At 39.8% G+C, this 18,637-nt stretch carries 11 protein-coding genes; 5 read left to right on the top strand and 6 right to left on the bottom strand.

Going from position 1 to position 18,637, the window contains the following annotated elements; translation table 11 throughout:
• The first annotated feature begins 173 nt into the window (after positions 1 to 173).
• Positions 174 to 2,375 carry a RelA/SpoT family protein gene (locus F564_RS0103320; RefSeq protein ID WP_028121354.1) on the top strand — a complete coding sequence of 734 codons (2,202 nt, stop codon included), beginning with the start codon at positions 174 to 176 and terminating at the stop codon, positions 2,373 to 2,375.
• Between the two features lie 255 nt (positions 2,376 to 2,630).
• On the opposite strand, the gene F564_RS0103310 is transcribed toward F564_RS0103320, so the two are convergent.
• Positions 2,631 to 3,569 (bottom strand): YihY/virulence factor BrkB family protein, encoded by a 939-nt coding sequence (locus tag F564_RS0103310; protein ID WP_028121353.1) that lies wholly within the window; start codon positions 3,567 to 3,569, stop codon positions 2,631 to 2,633.
• A gap of 30 nt (positions 3,570 to 3,599) precedes the next feature.
• Between F564_RS0103310 and F564_RS0103305 the strand changes: the two genes are divergently transcribed.
• Positions 3,600 to 4,073, top strand: coding sequence for a 23S rRNA (pseudouridine(1915)-N(3))-methyltransferase RlmH (locus tag F564_RS0103305; protein WP_028121352.1), 474 nt, complete (start codon positions 3,600 to 3,602; stop codon positions 4,071 to 4,073).
• A 260-nt stretch (positions 4,074 to 4,333) separates the two neighbouring features.
• On the opposite strand, the gene F564_RS0103300 is transcribed toward F564_RS0103305, so the two are convergent.
• The 3 genes from F564_RS0103300 to F564_RS0103290 all read right to left on the bottom strand — a co-directional run bounded on the left by F564_RS0103300 (position 4,334) and on the right by F564_RS0103290 (position 6,517).
• Positions 4,334 to 4,897 (bottom strand): phosphatase PAP2 family protein, encoded by a 564-nt coding sequence (locus F564_RS0103300; RefSeq protein ID WP_028121351.1) that lies wholly within the window; start codon positions 4,895 to 4,897, stop codon positions 4,334 to 4,336.
• 3 nt (positions 4,898 to 4,900) lie between these two features.
• Complete coding sequence (locus F564_RS0103295; protein WP_028121350.1) at positions 4,901 to 5,221, bottom strand: Sec-independent protein translocase subunit TatA/TatB; 321 nt, start codon at positions 5,219 to 5,221, stop codon at positions 4,901 to 4,903.
• A gap of 75 nt (positions 5,222 to 5,296) precedes the next feature.
• Complete coding sequence (locus F564_RS0103290) at positions 5,297 to 6,517, bottom strand: TCR/Tet family MFS transporter (RefSeq protein ID WP_028121349.1); 1,221 nt, start codon at positions 6,515 to 6,517, stop codon at positions 5,297 to 5,299.
• A 190-nt stretch (positions 6,518 to 6,707) separates the two neighbouring features.
• Between F564_RS0103290 and F564_RS18635 the strand changes: the two genes are divergently transcribed.
• Complete coding sequence (locus F564_RS18635; RefSeq protein WP_051259550.1) at positions 6,708 to 7,079, top strand: hypothetical protein; 372 nt, start codon at positions 6,708 to 6,710, stop codon at positions 7,077 to 7,079.
• A 1,151-nt stretch (positions 7,080 to 8,230) separates the two neighbouring features.
• Positions 8,231 to 11,182 carry a TonB-dependent receptor plug domain-containing protein gene (locus F564_RS0103270; protein ID WP_028121347.1) on the top strand — a complete coding sequence of 984 codons (2,952 nt, stop codon included), beginning with the start codon at positions 8,231 to 8,233 and terminating at the stop codon, positions 11,180 to 11,182.
• Positions 11,183 to 11,639: 457 nt separating this feature from the next.
• On the opposite strand, the gene F564_RS0103260 is transcribed toward F564_RS0103270, so the two are convergent.
• On the bottom strand, positions 11,640 to 14,549 hold the full coding sequence (locus tag F564_RS0103260; protein ID WP_028121346.1) for a protein translocase subunit SecDF: 2,910 nt from the start codon (positions 14,547 to 14,549) through the stop codon (positions 11,640 to 11,642).
• A 314-nt stretch (positions 14,550 to 14,863) separates the two neighbouring features.
• Here F564_RS0103260 and F564_RS0103250 point away from each other — a divergent pair, with 314 nt between their 5' ends.
• The gene (locus F564_RS0103250) at positions 14,864 to 16,222 is read left to right on the top strand and encodes a PQQ-dependent sugar dehydrogenase (RefSeq protein WP_028121345.1); all 1,359 of its coding nucleotides are present in this window, start codon (positions 14,864 to 14,866) and stop codon (positions 16,220 to 16,222) included.
• An 87-nt stretch (positions 16,223 to 16,309) separates the two neighbouring features.
• On the opposite strand, the gene bglX is transcribed toward F564_RS0103250, so the two are convergent.
• The gene (gene bglX, locus F564_RS0103245) at positions 16,310 to 18,637 is read right to left on the bottom strand and encodes a beta-glucosidase BglX (RefSeq protein WP_028121344.1); all 2,328 of its coding nucleotides are present in this window, start codon (positions 18,635 to 18,637) and stop codon (positions 16,310 to 16,312) included.

Below are 18,637 nucleotides of genomic sequence, written 5' to 3'. Positions count from 1 at the left end.
CTCAATTCAAAAGGGCAAAACATTAAAAAATCATAAAAAAAATACAACATCTACCATTTATAAGACAGCACCATCACAAATTTTTATGGATAGAACTTAATGCCATCATGGAAAAATATCTCTTGACAATGGCTTTAATTTTTCATATATTCGTTATGAGATAACACTAGCCGATGATTTACGATTTAGAAAAAGAAAACAAGGAAATCCTTGCCCGATATAAAGACCTCATCAACAACACATACAGAACGTTGGATGAGGAACAGAACAAACTGATCAGAAAAGCCTTTGACATTGCTCTGGATGCGCACAAAGACCAGCGTAGAAAAACGGGCGAGCCTTACATTTATCACCCTATTGAGGTTGCAAAAATTGTCGCTAACGAAGTGGGTTTGGGTGCCACCAGTATTGCGTGCGCATTACTTCACGACGTCATAGAAGATTCTGAATACACTTACGAAGACCTCAGCAAAATATTTGGTAAAACCATTGCAGATATTGTCAACGGGCTCACAAAGATCTCTGTGATGAATCAGCAGAATATCTCCGTGCAGTCGGAGAATTACAGAAAGCTTCTATTAACGCTCTCCGAGGATTTCCGTGTGATTCTCATAAAGATCGCAGACAGATTGCACAATATGCGGACCCTGGACAGTATGCATCCCGTAAAGCAGAAAAAAATAGCTTCGGAAACCGCGTACATCTACGCACCACTTGCCCACAGATTCGGACTGTATTCTATTAAATCTGAGCTCGAAGATCTTTCTCTCAAATACAATAATCCTGAGGTTTACAACGAGATCCTGACCAAACTAGAAACAGCAAAAGAGTTCCGTGAAAAATACGTGGAAGAATTTACCAAAGAAGTTTCTGAACAACTGAAAGAAGAGAACCTCAATTTCACGATCAAAGGACGGGCAAAAGCCATCAGCTCCATCTATCGTAAAATGCAGAAGCAGAACGTCACCTTTGAGGAAGTTTATGATAATTATGCGATCCGTATTATATATAAATCTGATCCACGAAATGAGAAATTTCTGGCTTGGAAAATCTATTCTATCGTAACAGATCTTTACCAAAGTAATCCTTCTCGAATGCGTGACTGGATCTCACAACCGAGATCTACAGGTTATGAAAGCCTTCACCTTACCGTGATGGGTCCTGATAAAAAATGGATAGAAGTGCAGATCCGTTCTGAAAGGATGAACGAGATCGCAGAAAAAGGCGTCGCAGCACATTACAAATACAAGGAAGGATACCGCAAAAACAACGATGACCAAAGATTTGAGAATTGGGTGTCAGAGATCCGAGATGTACTGGAACAACAGCAAAACCTGAGTACATCTGAGCTTCTTGACAATATCAAATTAAATCTTTACTCCAAAGAAGTCTTTGTCTTCACGCCAAAAGGTGAGATCAAGATTCTTCCTACAGGCGCAACTGCCCTGGACTTTGCCTTCTCCGTCCATTCAGACCTTGGGACCAAATGTCTTGGTGCGAAGATCAACGGAAAACTGGTTCCCATCAGCTACATACTTCAAAATGGAGATCAGATCGATATTCTGTCTTCCCAGAATCAGAAACCTAAGCCAGATTGGCTGGATTTTGTGGTAACTTCCAAAGCCAAATCAAAGATTAAGAATATCCTTAATTCTGAAAAAAACATAAACACAGCCGAGGGAAAAGAAATTCTTCAGAGAAAAATGCGCCACGCAAAACTGAATTTCTCAGACGAGGAGATCAATGGTTTACAGAAATCACTCAATCTAAAAACCTCTCAGGATCTTTTTCTTGGTTTCCAGAACGGGACTTTCGACATTGGCGACATTAAACGATATGCAGACGGCAAAAGCATTCTCAGCAATTTGTTCCAACGCTTCAGAAAAACCTCTAATAAAGAAGATTTCATAGACAAAGCAGACTCCAATCTGGATATGATTGTCTTCGGGAAAGATGAGGAAAAACTGAATTACTCTTTTGCAAAATGCTGCACGGTCATTCCGGGAGATAAAATCTTTGGATTCATTACCATTTCTGACGGGATCAAAATCCACAGCGAAAGCTGTCCCAACGCTATCAACCTGAGAGCCAATTATGACTACCGGGTTTTGCAGGCCAAATGGGTCAATGCCGAGAGCTTTAAAAACAGGGTGAAAATAGAGATCGAAGGCCTGGACAGAATCGGGATGATCAATGACATTACGGCGGTCATCAGCGGATCTATGAATATGGATATGAAGAGTATGAGCATCTCCTCCAACGATGGTATCTTCACCGGCAATATCAATCTTGAAGTGAAGAACAAAAGCCAGCTGGAAGAGACCTTCAAACAGCTGAAAAGCATCAATGGTGTCTCCAAAGTAAAACGTTTATAAGAATTGAATATCTACTCCCGTGAAACGTAAAAACCCCCTTCTAAAACTATGGAGAGGGGGCTTTTTTTAATCTCTTTTGGTGGCGTTTTTCTTTTCTCTTTTAGCTTCTTTTTTTTCCTTTGGAGTTTTAAGAGCTTCTTTTTTCGTCGTTTTTTTTGCGTCCTGACTTTTTGCCATGATTTTATATTTTGGTGTTAATTGCTTTTAAGTATTGTAAATATAATAATTCTCGCTTAGTATCACACCAAAAATCCTTTAATTAATTTCGTTCAGCGTTCTCATCTCATCCCGCACGATCTTTTCCAGCTTCACTTTTTTGATCGCGAGGTTGAGCTCATTCCCCATTAGAACCAAGAAAACATTCACATTAACCCAAACCATGACCAGAATAATAGAGCCGATGGAACCGTACAAGACATTGTATCTCGCAATATTAGCGACATAGATTGCAAAAAGGTAAGTAAGGATCACGAATAATGCAGTCGTCAAGATGGCACCTGGAAACGCTTCTCTTATCCTTGTAATCTTGAGGCAACCCACCCAATAGAATAAGGCTAACAATACAAAATAAAACAAAGGAAAGGACACAAAACTGATAATCTTCGTCAGGTTCTTGGTAAACCAGCCAATATCGTAAGTAGGCGTGTACAGTTTCAATACGACCTCACTGTAATAGATACCAAATATAGAAAGACAGACAAGCGTCAGGAAACAGATTGTCACCAGCATTGCCAGAAGATATTCTTTCACAAAGGTTCTCGAAAGTTCGGTATTCCTATTAAATCCGTTGATCAAAGTAAAACAACCATTGGTAGCGAAAACGAAGGATAACAGGATGGTCAGATTACTGATTGATTTCATATTCGGGATGATGCTTTCCTGGATGTATGTCGTCACATCACTTTGCATATGTGAAGGAAAAACCCTTGGCATCAATACTTCGAAAATATAAAACTGAAGCTTATCGTAATGCGGCATAAACGGCAAAACTGATAAAAAGAAAAGAATCATCGGGAAAAGACTCAGGAAAAAGTTCCAGGAAATACTGGCTGCCTGCCTCCCCAAAGGGTTTTTAAAAATCGCATCAGAATAGATAGAGAACATCCTCCACAGAGAAATTCCCAAAACAGGAATATGAATCCCGTCGAAAAAGTTTTTGATATTAAGGAAAAAACGCTGTATTTTTTTTGCCATTCATTTATCTTTGCCGTACAAATATAGTAAATGCGTATTAATTTGATCTGCATTGGGAAAACAGATGACAAGGAAATCATCTCTCTCATCAAATATTATCTCCCCCGGATCCCGAAACACTGGAATTTTGAACTGATCGAAATACCTGATATCAAGAATGCTAAAAACCTGACACCGGATCAAGTGAAGAAGGAAGAGGCGAAATTATTCCTGAATCTAATGGAGTCCAATGAACTCGCCATTCTTCTGGACGAAAAGGGAAAACAGTTCACGAGCCGCGAATTCTCTGAAAAAATAGATTTCTGGATGGGAAGCTCTGTGAAGAAAATTAATTTTCTGGTAGGCGGAGCCTATGGTTTTTCTGAGGAGATCTACCAGAGATCCAATGAGAAGATATCTTTGTCCAAAATGACCTTTACACACCAGATGATCCGCTTATTCTTCGTAGAACAGATCTACCGCGCCGCTACGATATTACAAGGAAAACCTTACCACAACGACTGATTTTACAAATGAGGACTGATAAGAGACCAATGGTTCTTTTCCTTATTCGACAATGAGTGGTCTGTAAAAAGGGAAAAAGTAATTGGGTGGCCAAAACCCGTAGCCCCGATAGAAACGGCATCCTTTTTTGTCTTGACAGATGTCTAATAATAACCTTTCATCTTTGACAAAAAAGATACAGTGTATAGCGGGAATTGCTTCTAAAAAAAAATAAAAATTTAGCAATCGATGAAGTCAAATAGCTTCTTAAAAAAACTGAATTAAATGGCCGGCTGTTGACGTACAGATCGCTTGGCAAGATTCGCAATGACACCACCCAGCAAAAATCCTACCGCTGCCCCAAAGGCAATATCAAAAGGAAAATGAACGCCGAGATAAATCCTGCTGTAAGAAACTATACTGGCCCAGACGAACAAGATGTAAGGCAGATATCTGTACTTTTTCCCAATCATAATGGTGAGAAAACTGAAAAGGAAAAAGGAATTTGAAGCGTGTGATGAATAAAATCCGTAGTTCCCGCCGCAGATCACCATCCGCATATGAGAAATCAAGGCATCTGTATGGCAAGGCCTGAACCGCTCTATACCATGTTTGAAGATGCCTGCCAACTGATCGGAAATTGTGATACCGATGGTGATGAAAATGAGGACAAACAGTAATTTTTTCAGCGGATAACTTTTGTAGAGCAGATACAGTAAGATGGCATAAAACGGAATCCAGAACCATTTTCCGGTCACTGTGAGCCAAAAAGGATCAAAGGCAGCATTGCCCAATCCATTGAGGAAAAGAAGAAGCTGCTGGTCTTTTTCTATGAATCCGTTCATCGGTTATCGGCTTACAGGTCCTTCGTGGGATTCGTCTTCGGAAAGATCTACTTTGGGGGTTTCCTGGGCAGCAGGAACAGATTGTTTGTCGGCCAAAGGATTATAGTCCTGGGCCGACTTTTTCACATTATCGATCTCTTTTTTGATTTCGGAAAGCGGGTGATCTGCTTCCTTCATAATTTCGGTTTTGATATCGTCCACCGCGCCACGCATCTTACGCACGCCTTCGCCAAGACCTCTTGCGATCTCGGGCAATTTATCTGGTCCGAACAAAACAACAATTGCCAACGCAATCATCAGCATTTCTCCAATACTCAATTCCATTTGACAAAATTAAGCAAAGTTTATAAATCTAACAGACATTTGTTTGTCATAATTTTATCACAAAAAGATTTTTTATCAACGCTCTTTCTTCCCCTTAAAACTGATATAAACGAAATAGATACTTGCTGCAAACAAAAGAAAAGCGAGGAAAAACGGTGCTCCCGGAAACAGAAAAGGCGCCTCTTTGTGTGTGAAATAATAGAACAGATTGGTCATCAGCGGAGGTCCAATGATAGAAGTTGCACTCATCAAACTTGTGAGCGCCCCTTGCAGTTCACCTTGCTCATTGGACGGCATATTTTTGGTAATGATCGATTGCAATGCCGGACCACAAATCCCACCCAAACAATAAGGAATCGTGAACACCAACATCATCCAACCCTCAGTCGCAAAAGCATACAGCAGCATTCCTATGGCGTAGAGCATCAATCCATAAAAGATACTTTTCTGATCACCAATTTTTGGGTTTATCCATCTTATCAAAACACCTTGCACTAGTCCAACCAGCAAACCAACCACGCCGAGGGAAATCCCCACCATACGCTCGTCCCAACTGAATCTGTACATCGTGTAGAAACTCCAATTGCTTTGGACCGCATGTCCGCCAATATAGATCAGGATTAGAGCCGTGGTAAGCGCTGAGATCTCGGGATGTTTTTTCAGGAATTTGAAGGATCCGACTGGGTTTGCTCTTTTCCAGCTGAACTCCCGTCGGTTTTCTTTGGTGAGACTTTCCGGCAACACGAAGTAGCCATATATAAAATTGATCATACATAAAACCGCCGCGGCATAGAAAGGCACTCTGGAACCATAATGACCCAAAACGCCGCCCAATACAGGCCCGATGATAAACCCAATACCAAAGGCAGCGCCAATCATTCCGAAGTTCTTCGCACGGTCTTCGTCATTTGAGATATCCGCAATGTAAGCACTCGCAGTTGTGATGCTGGCGCCGGTAATTCCGGCAATGATGCGCCCAATAAAAAGCCACCAGATACTGGGTGCCAAAGCCAGAAAAATATAATCTACAGAGAATCCAAAGAGCGACAGCAAGATCACTGGCCGGCGTCCATATTTGTCACTCAGGTTTCCTATGAATGGTGAGAAAACAAACTGGATGAAGGCGTAAGCAAAACTTAGCCAGCCACCATACTTGGCTGCCTCGCTGATGTCCGCGTGGATCAGTTCTTCTATCAGTTTCGGAACTACAGGAATGATGATTCCCCAGCCTGTAATATCTATCAGCAGTGTGATAAAAATGAAACCAATGGCAGCAGATTTTTGATTTGTTTTCACAAGTAAGGTTTTATTAATTTTTTAAAGGTCTTGTGCAATCGCCAATTTCAGTGACGTTTCGCATTTTGAATCACGGCCATTTCATGCTTGCGAAGATAGTATTTTTTTGAATTTTCTTAATCTTAATCCAAATTCTTGAGACAATATTGGTATACAATTTTTATACATTTGAAAAACTAATCAACTACCAATGAAAACCAAAACCCTCCTCTCACTTTTTGTCGCATTCTATACTTTGATCTCCTGTGATCAGATCACGGATAACTATTATGAACATCAGGCACAGGAAAACCATACTTCACCTTTTATAGGCAAATGGGTAGGCAACTATTCTGGTAATGCAGGAGGTTCTCTCACCATAAGTGTTTCAAAAGCTGGAACTATCACTGGAACTTACGGACAGAATAATGAGGGCATGGCAAGCTACGTTTATGACGATGGTACTTTACAGCCGGCCATTTCAGACAGCTACACATTCATTCTTTATGGCAATTTAAAAGATAAAAAAGGAACCTGGAAAAACGGTAACCTTACAGGCAACTGGACGCTTACAAAACAGTAAGAAATTCAGAACAAATTAGAAAATTCAAAAAGTCGTTAATCGACAACTCATCATCAAGAGTATGTCAGACCTTATAATTAAAAGAATTTTTAGAATTTCAACTATAATGCTGCTCATCATATCAGAAATGCAAATTATGGAATTTCCTGGAGGAATGTTTTTTCCAGGCTATTATTTTGGAATCATCTTGCTTCTTGGAATTTTGATCGCTTGTTGAATTTTAGCTTAAACTTTAAATCTGAGCTTCAAAAAATATGCTCTATCATCTCACCTGTTGTTTTTTTTTAGCTTGAGTCTGCTTTATTTTAATATCTATTTTTATTCTCCAACTTTAAAAATAACAGTTCCTAATAAGTATAACGTAGAGATTAATTTAGTTCTCGCAAACATCGATGAAAACAGATTAAACATTGACGAAAACGGAAGTGGTTACATTAATAAAAAGACATTTAATAAGACTTATACAAAACCGTTTGTTAGATATAGAAGCGGAAACGATTTATCCAAACAATTAAAAGGCTGCAATAATTTAATATTCTGGACAAATCCTGAAAATTGTTGTATTCAGCTCGACGCCATAAAAAGTTTAAATTTTGAAATTTCACCTAAAGATAAATCCGAAAATCCATTTACGTTTTTTGAATTGACAAAACACATCGATAGGAAAATCACAAAACTGTTTCCCCTAAAAAGGAAAAAGAAAAAATAATTTCCCAGATGTGACAGGCACTCTGCGCATAAAAAAACAGACACCACAAATGTCTTTTTTTTTATTAAAATGAACATTCCTAAAAGGATATGACTGTTTTACCTAGGTATGCAACTCTGACCAATTAATTTCTAAAATTTTTCAATCAAAGCTTGCTGCTTTTCTATTGTCTAAAACAGATATAATATCCTGACAAGATATCTTGCTACATATTTCTGCATGATTTTAAGATGTTTTAACTTCCAAAAACTTCAAAATAAGTGACTAAAACAGCCTGACAAAAACACCTTATCATAAAACACAGCATTACACCATACACCATTTTACAATGATTTATCAGCAACACAAATGTATAATATTAATTTTTATCACAAATAAAATTCATTTTTTTTTGTGATTTGATAAAAAAAAGTACATTTGTTATTAATAAAAACAACAAATTATGTGGAAAAATTATTTTGAAAAAATTCTAATTTTCGGTGCCTTATCATCTGTAGCATCTTTCTCTTATGCACAAGACGTCAAAGACTCTATAAAATCTAAAGAAATAGAAGAAGTTAAAATCACAGTAGGTTCCAGAAACAAAAGCAGAATCGTAACAGATTCACCTGTCGCTATTGATGTATTGAGTATGAAGGATCTTGCAACTTCTGCACCTCAAACAGATTTAACACAAATCCTCAACTATGTTGCGCCCTCTTTTACCTCCAATACCACTACGGTAGCCGACGGAACAGACCATATAGATCCCGCTCAACTGAGAGGACTAGGCCCGGATCAAACCTTAATGTTGCTGAACGGAAAAAGAAGACACACCTCATCATTGGTGAATGTCAACGGTTCACCAGGCCGAGGATCCGTAGGAACAGATCTGAATGCGATTCCTGCATTTGCGATTGAGCGGATAGAGGTGTTACGGGATGGTGCTGCCGCTCAGTACGGATCTGATGCTATTGCAGGCGTGATCAATGTAGTGATGAAAAAAGATACTGGAAAATTAGACCTTTCTTTAACAGGCGGAGGATTTGCTTCCAGAGGTGCTAACGATCACAGAGGTGGCTGGGATGGCACCAAGACGCAGTTGGATGCCAATTATGGCTTTAAAATAGCAAAAAAAGGCTTCGTTAATATCACTGGAAATTTTGGATGGAGAGATGACACCAGCAGAGCAACAGACTATAATGGGACTGTTTTCAATGCCTATAATTCCATAGAAAGAGTGGCACTGGCCAATGGCAAGAATCTTAGCGCTATGTTTTCCAATATCAATGCCCTATCTGCTACTGAGCAGGCCAATATGTTGAGTATTATGAAATCCAGTGCCTCGCAAATAGGATTTTTCTCAGCTGCACAACAGTCAGCCATCCAAGGAGCGAACAGCATTGCAGCGATGCAGGCTGCCTTGAAAACAAATGGTTCGCCGACCGATACTTCCGCAAACGAATTGGCAGCCAGAGGACTGGAAAGAAGGAACTTTAATATGAGAGTGGGACAATCAAAATTGACCAATACCCAATTCTTTGTAAACTCTGAGTATCCCATTAATGAAAATCATAAGTTCTACGTTTTTGGTGGCTACAGTAAACGAGATGGTAATTCGGCAGGATTTTTCAGAAGGCCAGATCAGGCAAGGTCTACCACCTCCATTTATCCTGATGGATTTTTACCAGAAATTGGCTCCACCGTCGTAGATTACTCTGCTTCAGGAGGGCTGAAAGGAAAAATATGGGGCTTAGATTACGATCTGAGCAATACCTGGGGAACCAATTTTTTTGAATACAACATAGAAAACACAGCCAACGTGACAATGGGAGTCAACTCTCCCACGTCTTTTTATGCCGGTAAATTGAAATTCCACCAAAACACCACCAATTTGGATTTTGTGAAAAAAGTAGATGTTCTGGGTGGTCTCAATGTTGCGTTTGGAGGTGAAATGCGTTTGGAAAGATACCTCATCAAAGCAGGAGAAGAAGCATCTTATGCGACATACAATAGCGATGGGAGCATTTACAGAGGAACCGCGTCAGAATCTACAAACAATTTAAGACCCACCGATTTTTTTGGAAATTTCAGGCCTGGTGGCGCACAGGTTTTCCCAGGATTCAGGCCTACAAATCAAGTCAATGAAGGCAGAAAGTCTTATGCAGCTTATCTGGATACCGAATTGGATATTACCGATTGGCTTTTGGTGAGTGGTGCTCTGCGTTATGAAAACTACTCGGATTTTGGTTCTACTTTCAATTATAAATTTGCAACCCGAGTCAAAGCAACTAAAAACCTGAATATCAGAGGCGCCATTTCCTCAGGATTCAGAGCGCCTTCTTTGGCTCAAATCTATTACAGCTCTACTGCCACTCAGTTTATTGGAGGTAACCCTTTTGAAGTAGGAACATTCACCAATGTCTCGAATGTTGCCAATCTGCTTGGTATACCCAAATTAAAACAAGAGGAATCTAACAACTACAGTTTGGGAGCAACCTACAAATTCCCCAACACCAATTTAACTTTGGCAGTAGATGGGTACTACATCAAAATAAAAGACAGAGTCGTTTTAACCGATGGTTTCACCCCTTCCACACCACAACTCACCACTTTATTCAATGAAGCCAATGCCAATACTGCGACGTTTTTCAGTAATGCTGTAGATACACAGTCGCGTGGATTGGATGTGGTATTGAGCAACAAATTTAAGTTTGAAGAATTTACATTAAGCACGAGTATCGCGGGAACTTTCTCCAAAACCAGTAGAGTGGGTGATATACACGGCTCTCAAATATTAGCTGATGGCGGACAGATCAACAAGTACTATTCCGAAGCTACCCGAATCTATATGGAGGAAGCGGTGCCAAGAGTGAAGGCAAACCTCATGAACACTTTAAGTTTTAAAAAGTGGGATATTTTTATGAGACAAAGCTATTTTGGTAAAGTAACAGATCCTAACCTTGCTGATGTGAATGGAGATGGTTATGTTGCAGGAAATTGGATCAATGGCGCCTTTGTTCAAACAGAACATCCGACCTGGTCTGCAAGAACCATCACAGACTTGTCCGTTTCTTACACTGTCAATACCCATTTAAAATTCACAATAGGTTCTAATAATATTTTTGATATCTACCCAGATAAAAACCTGAAAACACAACAGGCATTTACACCTAGCACAGATGGTAAATATCGCTACTTCAAAACAGGTGATACAGGCGCCTCCGGTCCTACAGGAATTTTGCCAGGACCAGGTAACGTCATTCCATTGCTGGGTAACTTGCCATCCGATTATGTAAGAGGTATTTCAACCATTGACTTGTCCAACAACAATCAATTTGAATATTCTAGAAATACTTCTCAGTTTGGACAAAATGGTCGATATGTATTTGTGAGGGTTAATTACAGCTTTTAGGAAGTGAGATAAAGTCTCAATCGATTTTAACTAAGAATCCGTCTCACAACCAGTGATGACGGATTTTTTATTGGAATTATCTTGGCTTTCTTTTTGAGATTAATTTTAACTTAAAAATGATTGTCCGCAATTTGTCATCAATGAAAACTGATTGTGAAATTTTATGCTCATTTTTCACCACTAGGAGTAAAAAGGTTTTTCACAACGTTGACAACGCCTTGTGTTCTTTCTGAAAAATATTTGTTTGACCCTTGCATTAAATTAAACAAGATGAAAAATAACAGATATTCATAAAAAAAATAAAGCACTGTTAACTATTGATTGATGAAAAAGATCTTAAAGTCCGAGGATGAAAATCCCAGACAATGAACCGTGATCCAAGGTGATTCTCTATGGACATTCTAACCAAAAAAAAGCCCTCAATCACTTGAGGGCTTCATTATATATTTGAATGAAATTACTTCACTATTTCAGCATTGCTGATGGAAGATTTCCCTGTTACTTTGTCTTCTTTTTTCTTTCCTCTAAGGAAGTCATATGCCGTAGCCGATGCGATGAAGATGGATGAATAGGTCCCGAATCCGATACCAATCAAGAGACAGAACATAAATCCTCTCAGGTTATCACCACCGAAGATGAAGATCGCAAGGATCACCAAAATCGTTGTGAATGATGTGTTGAACGTTCTACCAATGGTACTTGAGATAGAATCATCAAATAATCCTGCAAGCGTCAATGCTTTTTTCTCACGTAAATATTCTCTAATTCTGTCGAAGATAATCACCGTATCATTGATGGAATATCCAATCACGGTAAGGACTGCCGCAATGAAATCCTGGTTGATTTCCATATTGAATGGCATTACTTTATAGAATAATGAGTAAACCCCAAGGATCACCACCGTATCATGGAATAGACCGGCAACCGCTCCCAGAGAAAACTGCCATTTGTCAAATCTCACAAGGATATAGATAAAGATACCTATCAGTGATACAACAACTGCCAATATACCGTGAGTGGTGATATCATCCGCAACTGTAGGTCCTACTTTTGTAGAAGAAACAATTCCTGCGTGACCTTTATCAGCCGCTTTGAAATCTGCCAAACTCATCCCAGCAGGCAATTCTGATTTCACACCTTCGAATATTTTTTGTTCCACAGTCTGATCCGCTGCAAGAGACTCATCATCTATCAAGAAATCTGTACTGATTTTTAACTGAGAAGAATTCCCGAAAGTCTTCGCCTCGATAGAGTTGTTCTTGCCATCATTTGTCTTCATGAGTTTGGCAATATTTTCTTCAACCTGCGTAGCATCCACTGGCTTTTCGAATCTTACCACATAATTACGTCCGCCTGTAAAATCGATCCCATATTTAAAACCGTTCATCGCAATCGAGGCAATTGAGATCACCATCAAAATACCAGAGAAGTAATAAGCATATTTTCTTTTCCCGATAAAATCGATCCAGGTATTTCTGAAAAGATTCTTGGTAGGCGCCGTCCAAACAGAAAGAGATTTTCCTTTCTCCAGTCTGCTGAAGATCATCACTCTTGATAATAGAACTGATGTGAATAATGTCATCACCAATCCGATCATCAATGTTACTGCAAAACCTTTGATAGGTCCTGTCCCGAAAACGTAAAGAATCAATGCTGTGATAAAAGTCGTCACGTGACCATCTATAATCGCAGAGATAGCGTGTTTGAAACCATCTTTGTACGCCTCAAGAATATTTTTCCCACGGAAGAGTTCCTCTTTGGTTCTTTCATAGATGATAACATTCGCATCCACTGCTAATGCCATAGACAGTACGATACCTGCGATACCGGGAAGTGTCAACGTCGCACTAAGGGAATCCATAATACCGAAAATGTAGAACAAGTTGATCACCATTGCAATCACGGCATAGATCCCAGCGCCTCCGTAATAGAAAACGATATAAACAATAATTACTGCAAATGCAATAAGGAAAGACATAATCCCATCATTGATAGATTCTGCTCCTAGTGATGGACCAACAACATCTGCCTGTACAATTTTTGCACCTGCAGGCAATTTGCCCGCGCCCAGAACGTCTACCAATTCTTTTGCCTCTTCCTGAGTAAAGTTTCCGGAGATCTGCGTTCTTCCGTTAGGAATCACATCATTTACAGAAGGCGCAGTATAAACTCTGTTATCCAAAGTCACAGCTACTACTTTTCCTTTGTTTTTCTCTGTCATCGTCTTCCAGTCGCGGGCACCTTGAGAATCCATCTGCATATCTACAACAACACGGCCTAACTGATCATAGTTGATCTGTGCAGATTCTACAGCACCGTCTACTGGCGCTTTCTGAGTAATATTCCCACGGATCGCGTAAAGAACAAGACTGTTGGAAGTATTAGATTCCGGTTTGTAACCCCACATAAACTGGGTATATTTCAAATTAACAGGTCTCGCTTTAGTAGCTACGGCGCTGTTTAGCACTTTATTTACCACTGCTGTATCAGACAATTTCACATTGGCAACAGCATTTCCAGGTGTAGCATTCAACTGAATCATGTTCATCAGATTCGTTGTTTTTGCGATACCGATAGAGTCTCCTTTTGTTTTCACCAACTGGTCTAGCTGAGAAAAATAAGGAACCACTTCCTGCGCCAATTGTACTTCCCAGAACTGAAGTTTCGCAGAGGTCTGAAGCATTTTCTTTACTTTGTCGATATCTTTTGTACCAGGCATTTCCACCAAGATTCTTCCAGTTCCGGGAACTCTCTGAACGTTGGGCTGCGTCACACCCATTTTATCGATACGTGTTCTGAGCACCTCATAAGCTGTACCTACAGATGCCTCGATTTTTCTTCTGACAATGTTTTTCACCTGATCATCCGGTGTATTGAATTTGATCTCAGAAAGATTGGTATTTCCAAAGATTTCAGGATCTGCAAGTTTCAGGTTCGTACCTTTTTCTTTGTTAACAGCTTCAAACTGTGTGAAGAAATCCTCGATGTATTGCTTGCTCGAGCTTTTCTGTGCTACGTCTGTTCTGTTAAGTGCTTCTATTAAAGTAGCATTTGTAGAGTAATTACTAAGATCATTTACCAAATCTCTTTGGTTGATCTCCAATAATACGTTGATACCACCTTTAAGATCCAATCCGAGTTTCATCTCTCTATCTTTTGCAGACGTGTAATCCAGTTTTGTAAAACCTAGATTAAGCGTGTCTTTAGAAAGTCTTGCGAGCTCAGCCTGGTATTTCACTGGATTTTCCCCTGCAATAGCTTTTGCTTCTTTTTCTATCTTGTTGGCATAGAAAGAAGGCAGAAGCTCATTGAGACAAATTAATCCAAGAACGATGGCAACTAATGTAACGAGTCCTTTTCCTTGCATTTTCTTACGATATATATAAATTAAGTCGGCAAATATAATGATTTATAGCGGAAATAAGAATTTGAAAATGAGAAATCTGCATTATACTTTTTATATTGAAATTAATTCCTACTTTTCTTTGAAAAAACAAGTAAATAATGGCGTTTTGTTAGTAATTGAATAATTCTGAGATGATAAGGCATATAAATTGGTAACTTTATTAATAATCTAAAAAATAATCAGTTATGACATCGTAAACTATCATTCTGTAATCACAGAAGCAAAGAAAATAGCGATGATTAAAGGCTTACAAGACACCAATAAAAATATGACTTATGAAACAACTACTACTCATTCTTTCCTGCTTTTTTGCAACGGAAGTTTATTCGCAACAGATCATTTTGGAGGCGTTTGCGACGGCTTCCAATCCTGTAGAAATTACAGCATCGCCGGCCAATGACAATCGACTATTCGTTGTTCAGCAGTCCGGAACCATCAGAATCCTGAATACCAACGGAAGTTTTGAAACCGCCAATTTTCTAAATATCACAGACAGAGTCAACTTCAGCGGAGAAATGGGATTATTGGGACTGGCTTTCCATCCGCAATTTGCGAGCAATCGTTATTTTTACGTTTATTACAACAAGGCTGGCAGAACTATTACGGTTTCCAGATTTACTGCCAATGCTACCAATCCGAATACGGCTGATGCGGCCATAGAGAAAGTACTACTGTCTATTCCCAAAACATTTGACAATCACAATGGTGGCAGTATTCACTTTGGCGCTGACGGTTATCTTTGGATCTCTACCGGAGATGGCGGAAGTGGTGGCGACCCAGATGATACCGGACAAAATAAAAATTCCCTTTTGGGAAAAATCCTTAGGATTGATGTTGATTCTGATAATGCTTACAATATCCCTCCCACTAATCCTTTTGTAGGCGTTGATGGCGCCGATGAAATCTGGTCTTACGGACTCAGAAATGGCTGGAAATATTCTTTTGACAGAACCACCAATCAGATCTGGATAGCAGATGTTGGACAGAATTTGATTGAAGAAATCAACAAAGTCTCGGCAACCATACCTGCGGTCAATTACGGCTGGAGGTGCTACGAAGGAAATAACGCATACAATCCTGCGGGCTGCGCCAATGCTTCTACCATGACTTTTCCAGTGGTAGCTTATGACCATTCTGGCGGGAAATGCTCCATTACCGGCGGCTACGTTTACAGAGGAAATCTTTATCCTGATTTGGTTGAGAAGTATATCTTCGCGGACTACTGTTCTGCACAGATCGGGATCCTGAACAATGCGACTATCACATGGACTTCCGCTTTTCCTGGAAATAATTTCACCACATTGGGGGAAGACAACAGCAAACAACTTTATGTTGCAGCAGCCAATGGTAAAATCTTCAAAATTAAATCTACTGTTTTGGCTGTTTCTGATAGCAACACAGATCAAATCCAAATCATTCCTAATCCTGCAAAAGGTATCATTTATATCAAAAATATGAATGAGAAAAAGCTGACTGCAGAAATACTAGATCCAACAGGAAGGTTAATAATGACCACATCTGTCGCTGAATCTGATAAAAGCATTGATATTGTTGGCTTGAAGTCGGGAAATTATATGATGGTTATTAAAAAAGACAATATCAAAATCCTTTCGACGAAAATCATTAAGGAATAATCATCCAGAGTCTTGCACTGACAATTTATAAAAAAGCCTTTCAGAATGATTACTGAAAGGCTTTTTGTATTGATTAAACGTAAAGTCTTATTTACTCCAAGTCACCCTTGTTGTTTTCACGTCATGGGAATTGGTTCCGATCATAATATCGAAATCACCTGCCTCCCAGTCATATTTCAATTGGTTGTTGTAGAATTTCAGATCTTCGGGAGAAATTTTGAAAGTCACTTTTTTGCTTTCACCTGCTTTCAAATATACTTTTTGGAAACCTTTCAGTTCTTTAATGGGTCTTGTGATGCTTCCTACCAGATCTCTGATGTAAAGCTGAACCACTTCCGCGCCGTCATATTTTCCACTATTAGTCAATGTTACAGTTGCTTCAATTGGTGTGTTGCCTGCCGGTTTTGCATTGCTCACAGACACATCAGAATAAGCGAACGTCGTGTAACTCAACCCAAATCCGAAGGGATAAAGCGGCGTTGTACATTCATCCAGATAATTGGAACGGAATTTTTCAAACGTACACTTCTCTGTATTTTCTACGCTTAATGGGCGTCCCGTATTTTTGGCATTGTAATAAAGTGGCACCTGCCCAACGCTTCTTGGGAAAGTCATTGGTAGCTTAGCTGAAGGATTTACTTTTCCGTAAAGCACATCAGAAACGGCGTATCCGGCCATACTTCCTGGGAACCAGACATTCAGGATTGCATCTGCTAACTGAGACTCTTCCGTCAATACCAAAGGACGACCTGTGAATAACACCAAAACAATTGGCTTGCCTGTTTTCTTAAGTTCTCTCAATAATTCTTTCTGAGTTTCCGGAATGCCGATATCTGTTCTGGAACTGGATTCTCCGCTCATCTCCGCACTTTCTCCGATTGCAAGAACAATGACATCTGCTTTGTTGGCAATACCGATAGCTTCTTTTCTGATTTCATCTGCAGGACGGTTATCTCTGTCTGTCGTTTTGTTGAACATTGCCGCTTTTTCTTCCATTGCTGCAGACTCATAAACATTGCTTCCTTTTGCAAAAACAAAATTGACATCCTTACCAACAGTTTCTTTCAAACCTCTCAGCAATGAGATAGAGTTGGCATGTTTTGCAGCAACACTCCACGTTCCCGGCATATTGACTGCGTTATCTCCCAACGGCCCGATCACAGCAACAGTTCCTGATTTTTTGAGCGGGAGAACCTGCTTGTCATTTTTTAGAAGAACCATAGATTGAGACGAAATTGTTTTAGCTGCTTCCAAATTTTTTGGACTGAAAACTTCTTTCTGTGCTCTTTTAGAATCTGTATATTGATAAGGATCATCAAAAAGACCCAGGTCATATTTGGCTTCCAGGATTCTTCTGGCCGCATCTGTTACGGTTTGTTCTGTCACTTTCCCTTGCGTAATCGATTGTTTTAAAGTTTTCAGAAAACCTTCGCCCACCATATCCATATCCACACCGGCGTTCATGGCCAAAGCAGAAACCTGTTGCAGATCTCCCATTCCGTGGTCTATCATTTCATTGATCCCGGTGTAATCTGTTACCACAAAACCTTTGAAATCCCACTGTTTTCTTAGAACATCTGTCATCAGCCATTTGTTTCCTGTTGCAGGAATCCCATCCACTTCGTTGAAAGAAGCCATCACAGAACCAGCGCCTGCTTCTACAGCTGCTTTGTAGGGCGGAAAATAAGTGTTATACATCTGTACGTGGCTCATATCAACCGTATTGTAATCCCTACCACCTTCTGCTGCGCCATAAAGTGCAAAGTGTTTTACACAAGCAAGCATTGTATTTTTCCTGGAAAGATCATCACCTTGGTAACCGTAAACCATCGCTTTGGCGATCTCGCTTCCCAAGTACGGATCTTCTCCAGAACCTTCGGAAACCCTTCCCCATCTTGGATCCCTGGAAACATCCACCATTGGCGAAAAGGTCCAGTTGATCCCATCAGCCGTAGATTCCTGAGCGGCAATCTGCGCAGATCTCTGGATCAGATCCATATCCCAAGAAGATGCTAATCCTAATGGAATTGGGAAAGAAGTTTCGTAACCGTGGATCACGTCCATCCCGAAGATCATCGGAATTTTCAAACGGCTTTTTTCCACTGCAACTCTCTGGACTTCGCGGATCTTGTCAACACCTTTGATATTGAACAATCCACCAACCAGGCCTTGCTCTACTTTTTTGCCGATGTCTGAACTCTGAGCCTGACCCGTTGTAAAATCACCTGAAGAAGGCAAATTGAGCTGACCAATCTTCTCATCCAAAGTCATCTTGGAAATCAAATCATCAACAAAAGCTTTTTTCTTGGATTGGTACTGGACCGATTGGTAAGATTGGACAGGTTTCGTGACGATATTTTGTGCCAAAAAATAGGGCGACAATGCCAAGGCAGCCAGGATGACAAACTTTTTCAT

The sequence above is a fragment of the Epilithonimonas tenax DSM 16811 genome (assembly GCF_000428485.1).
Classification (GTDB): domain Bacteria; phylum Bacteroidota; class Bacteroidia; order Flavobacteriales; family Weeksellaceae; genus Epilithonimonas; species Epilithonimonas tenax.
Note: the sequence above shows the minus strand (reverse complement) of the source record. Positions and strands in the feature narration are given on the sequence as shown.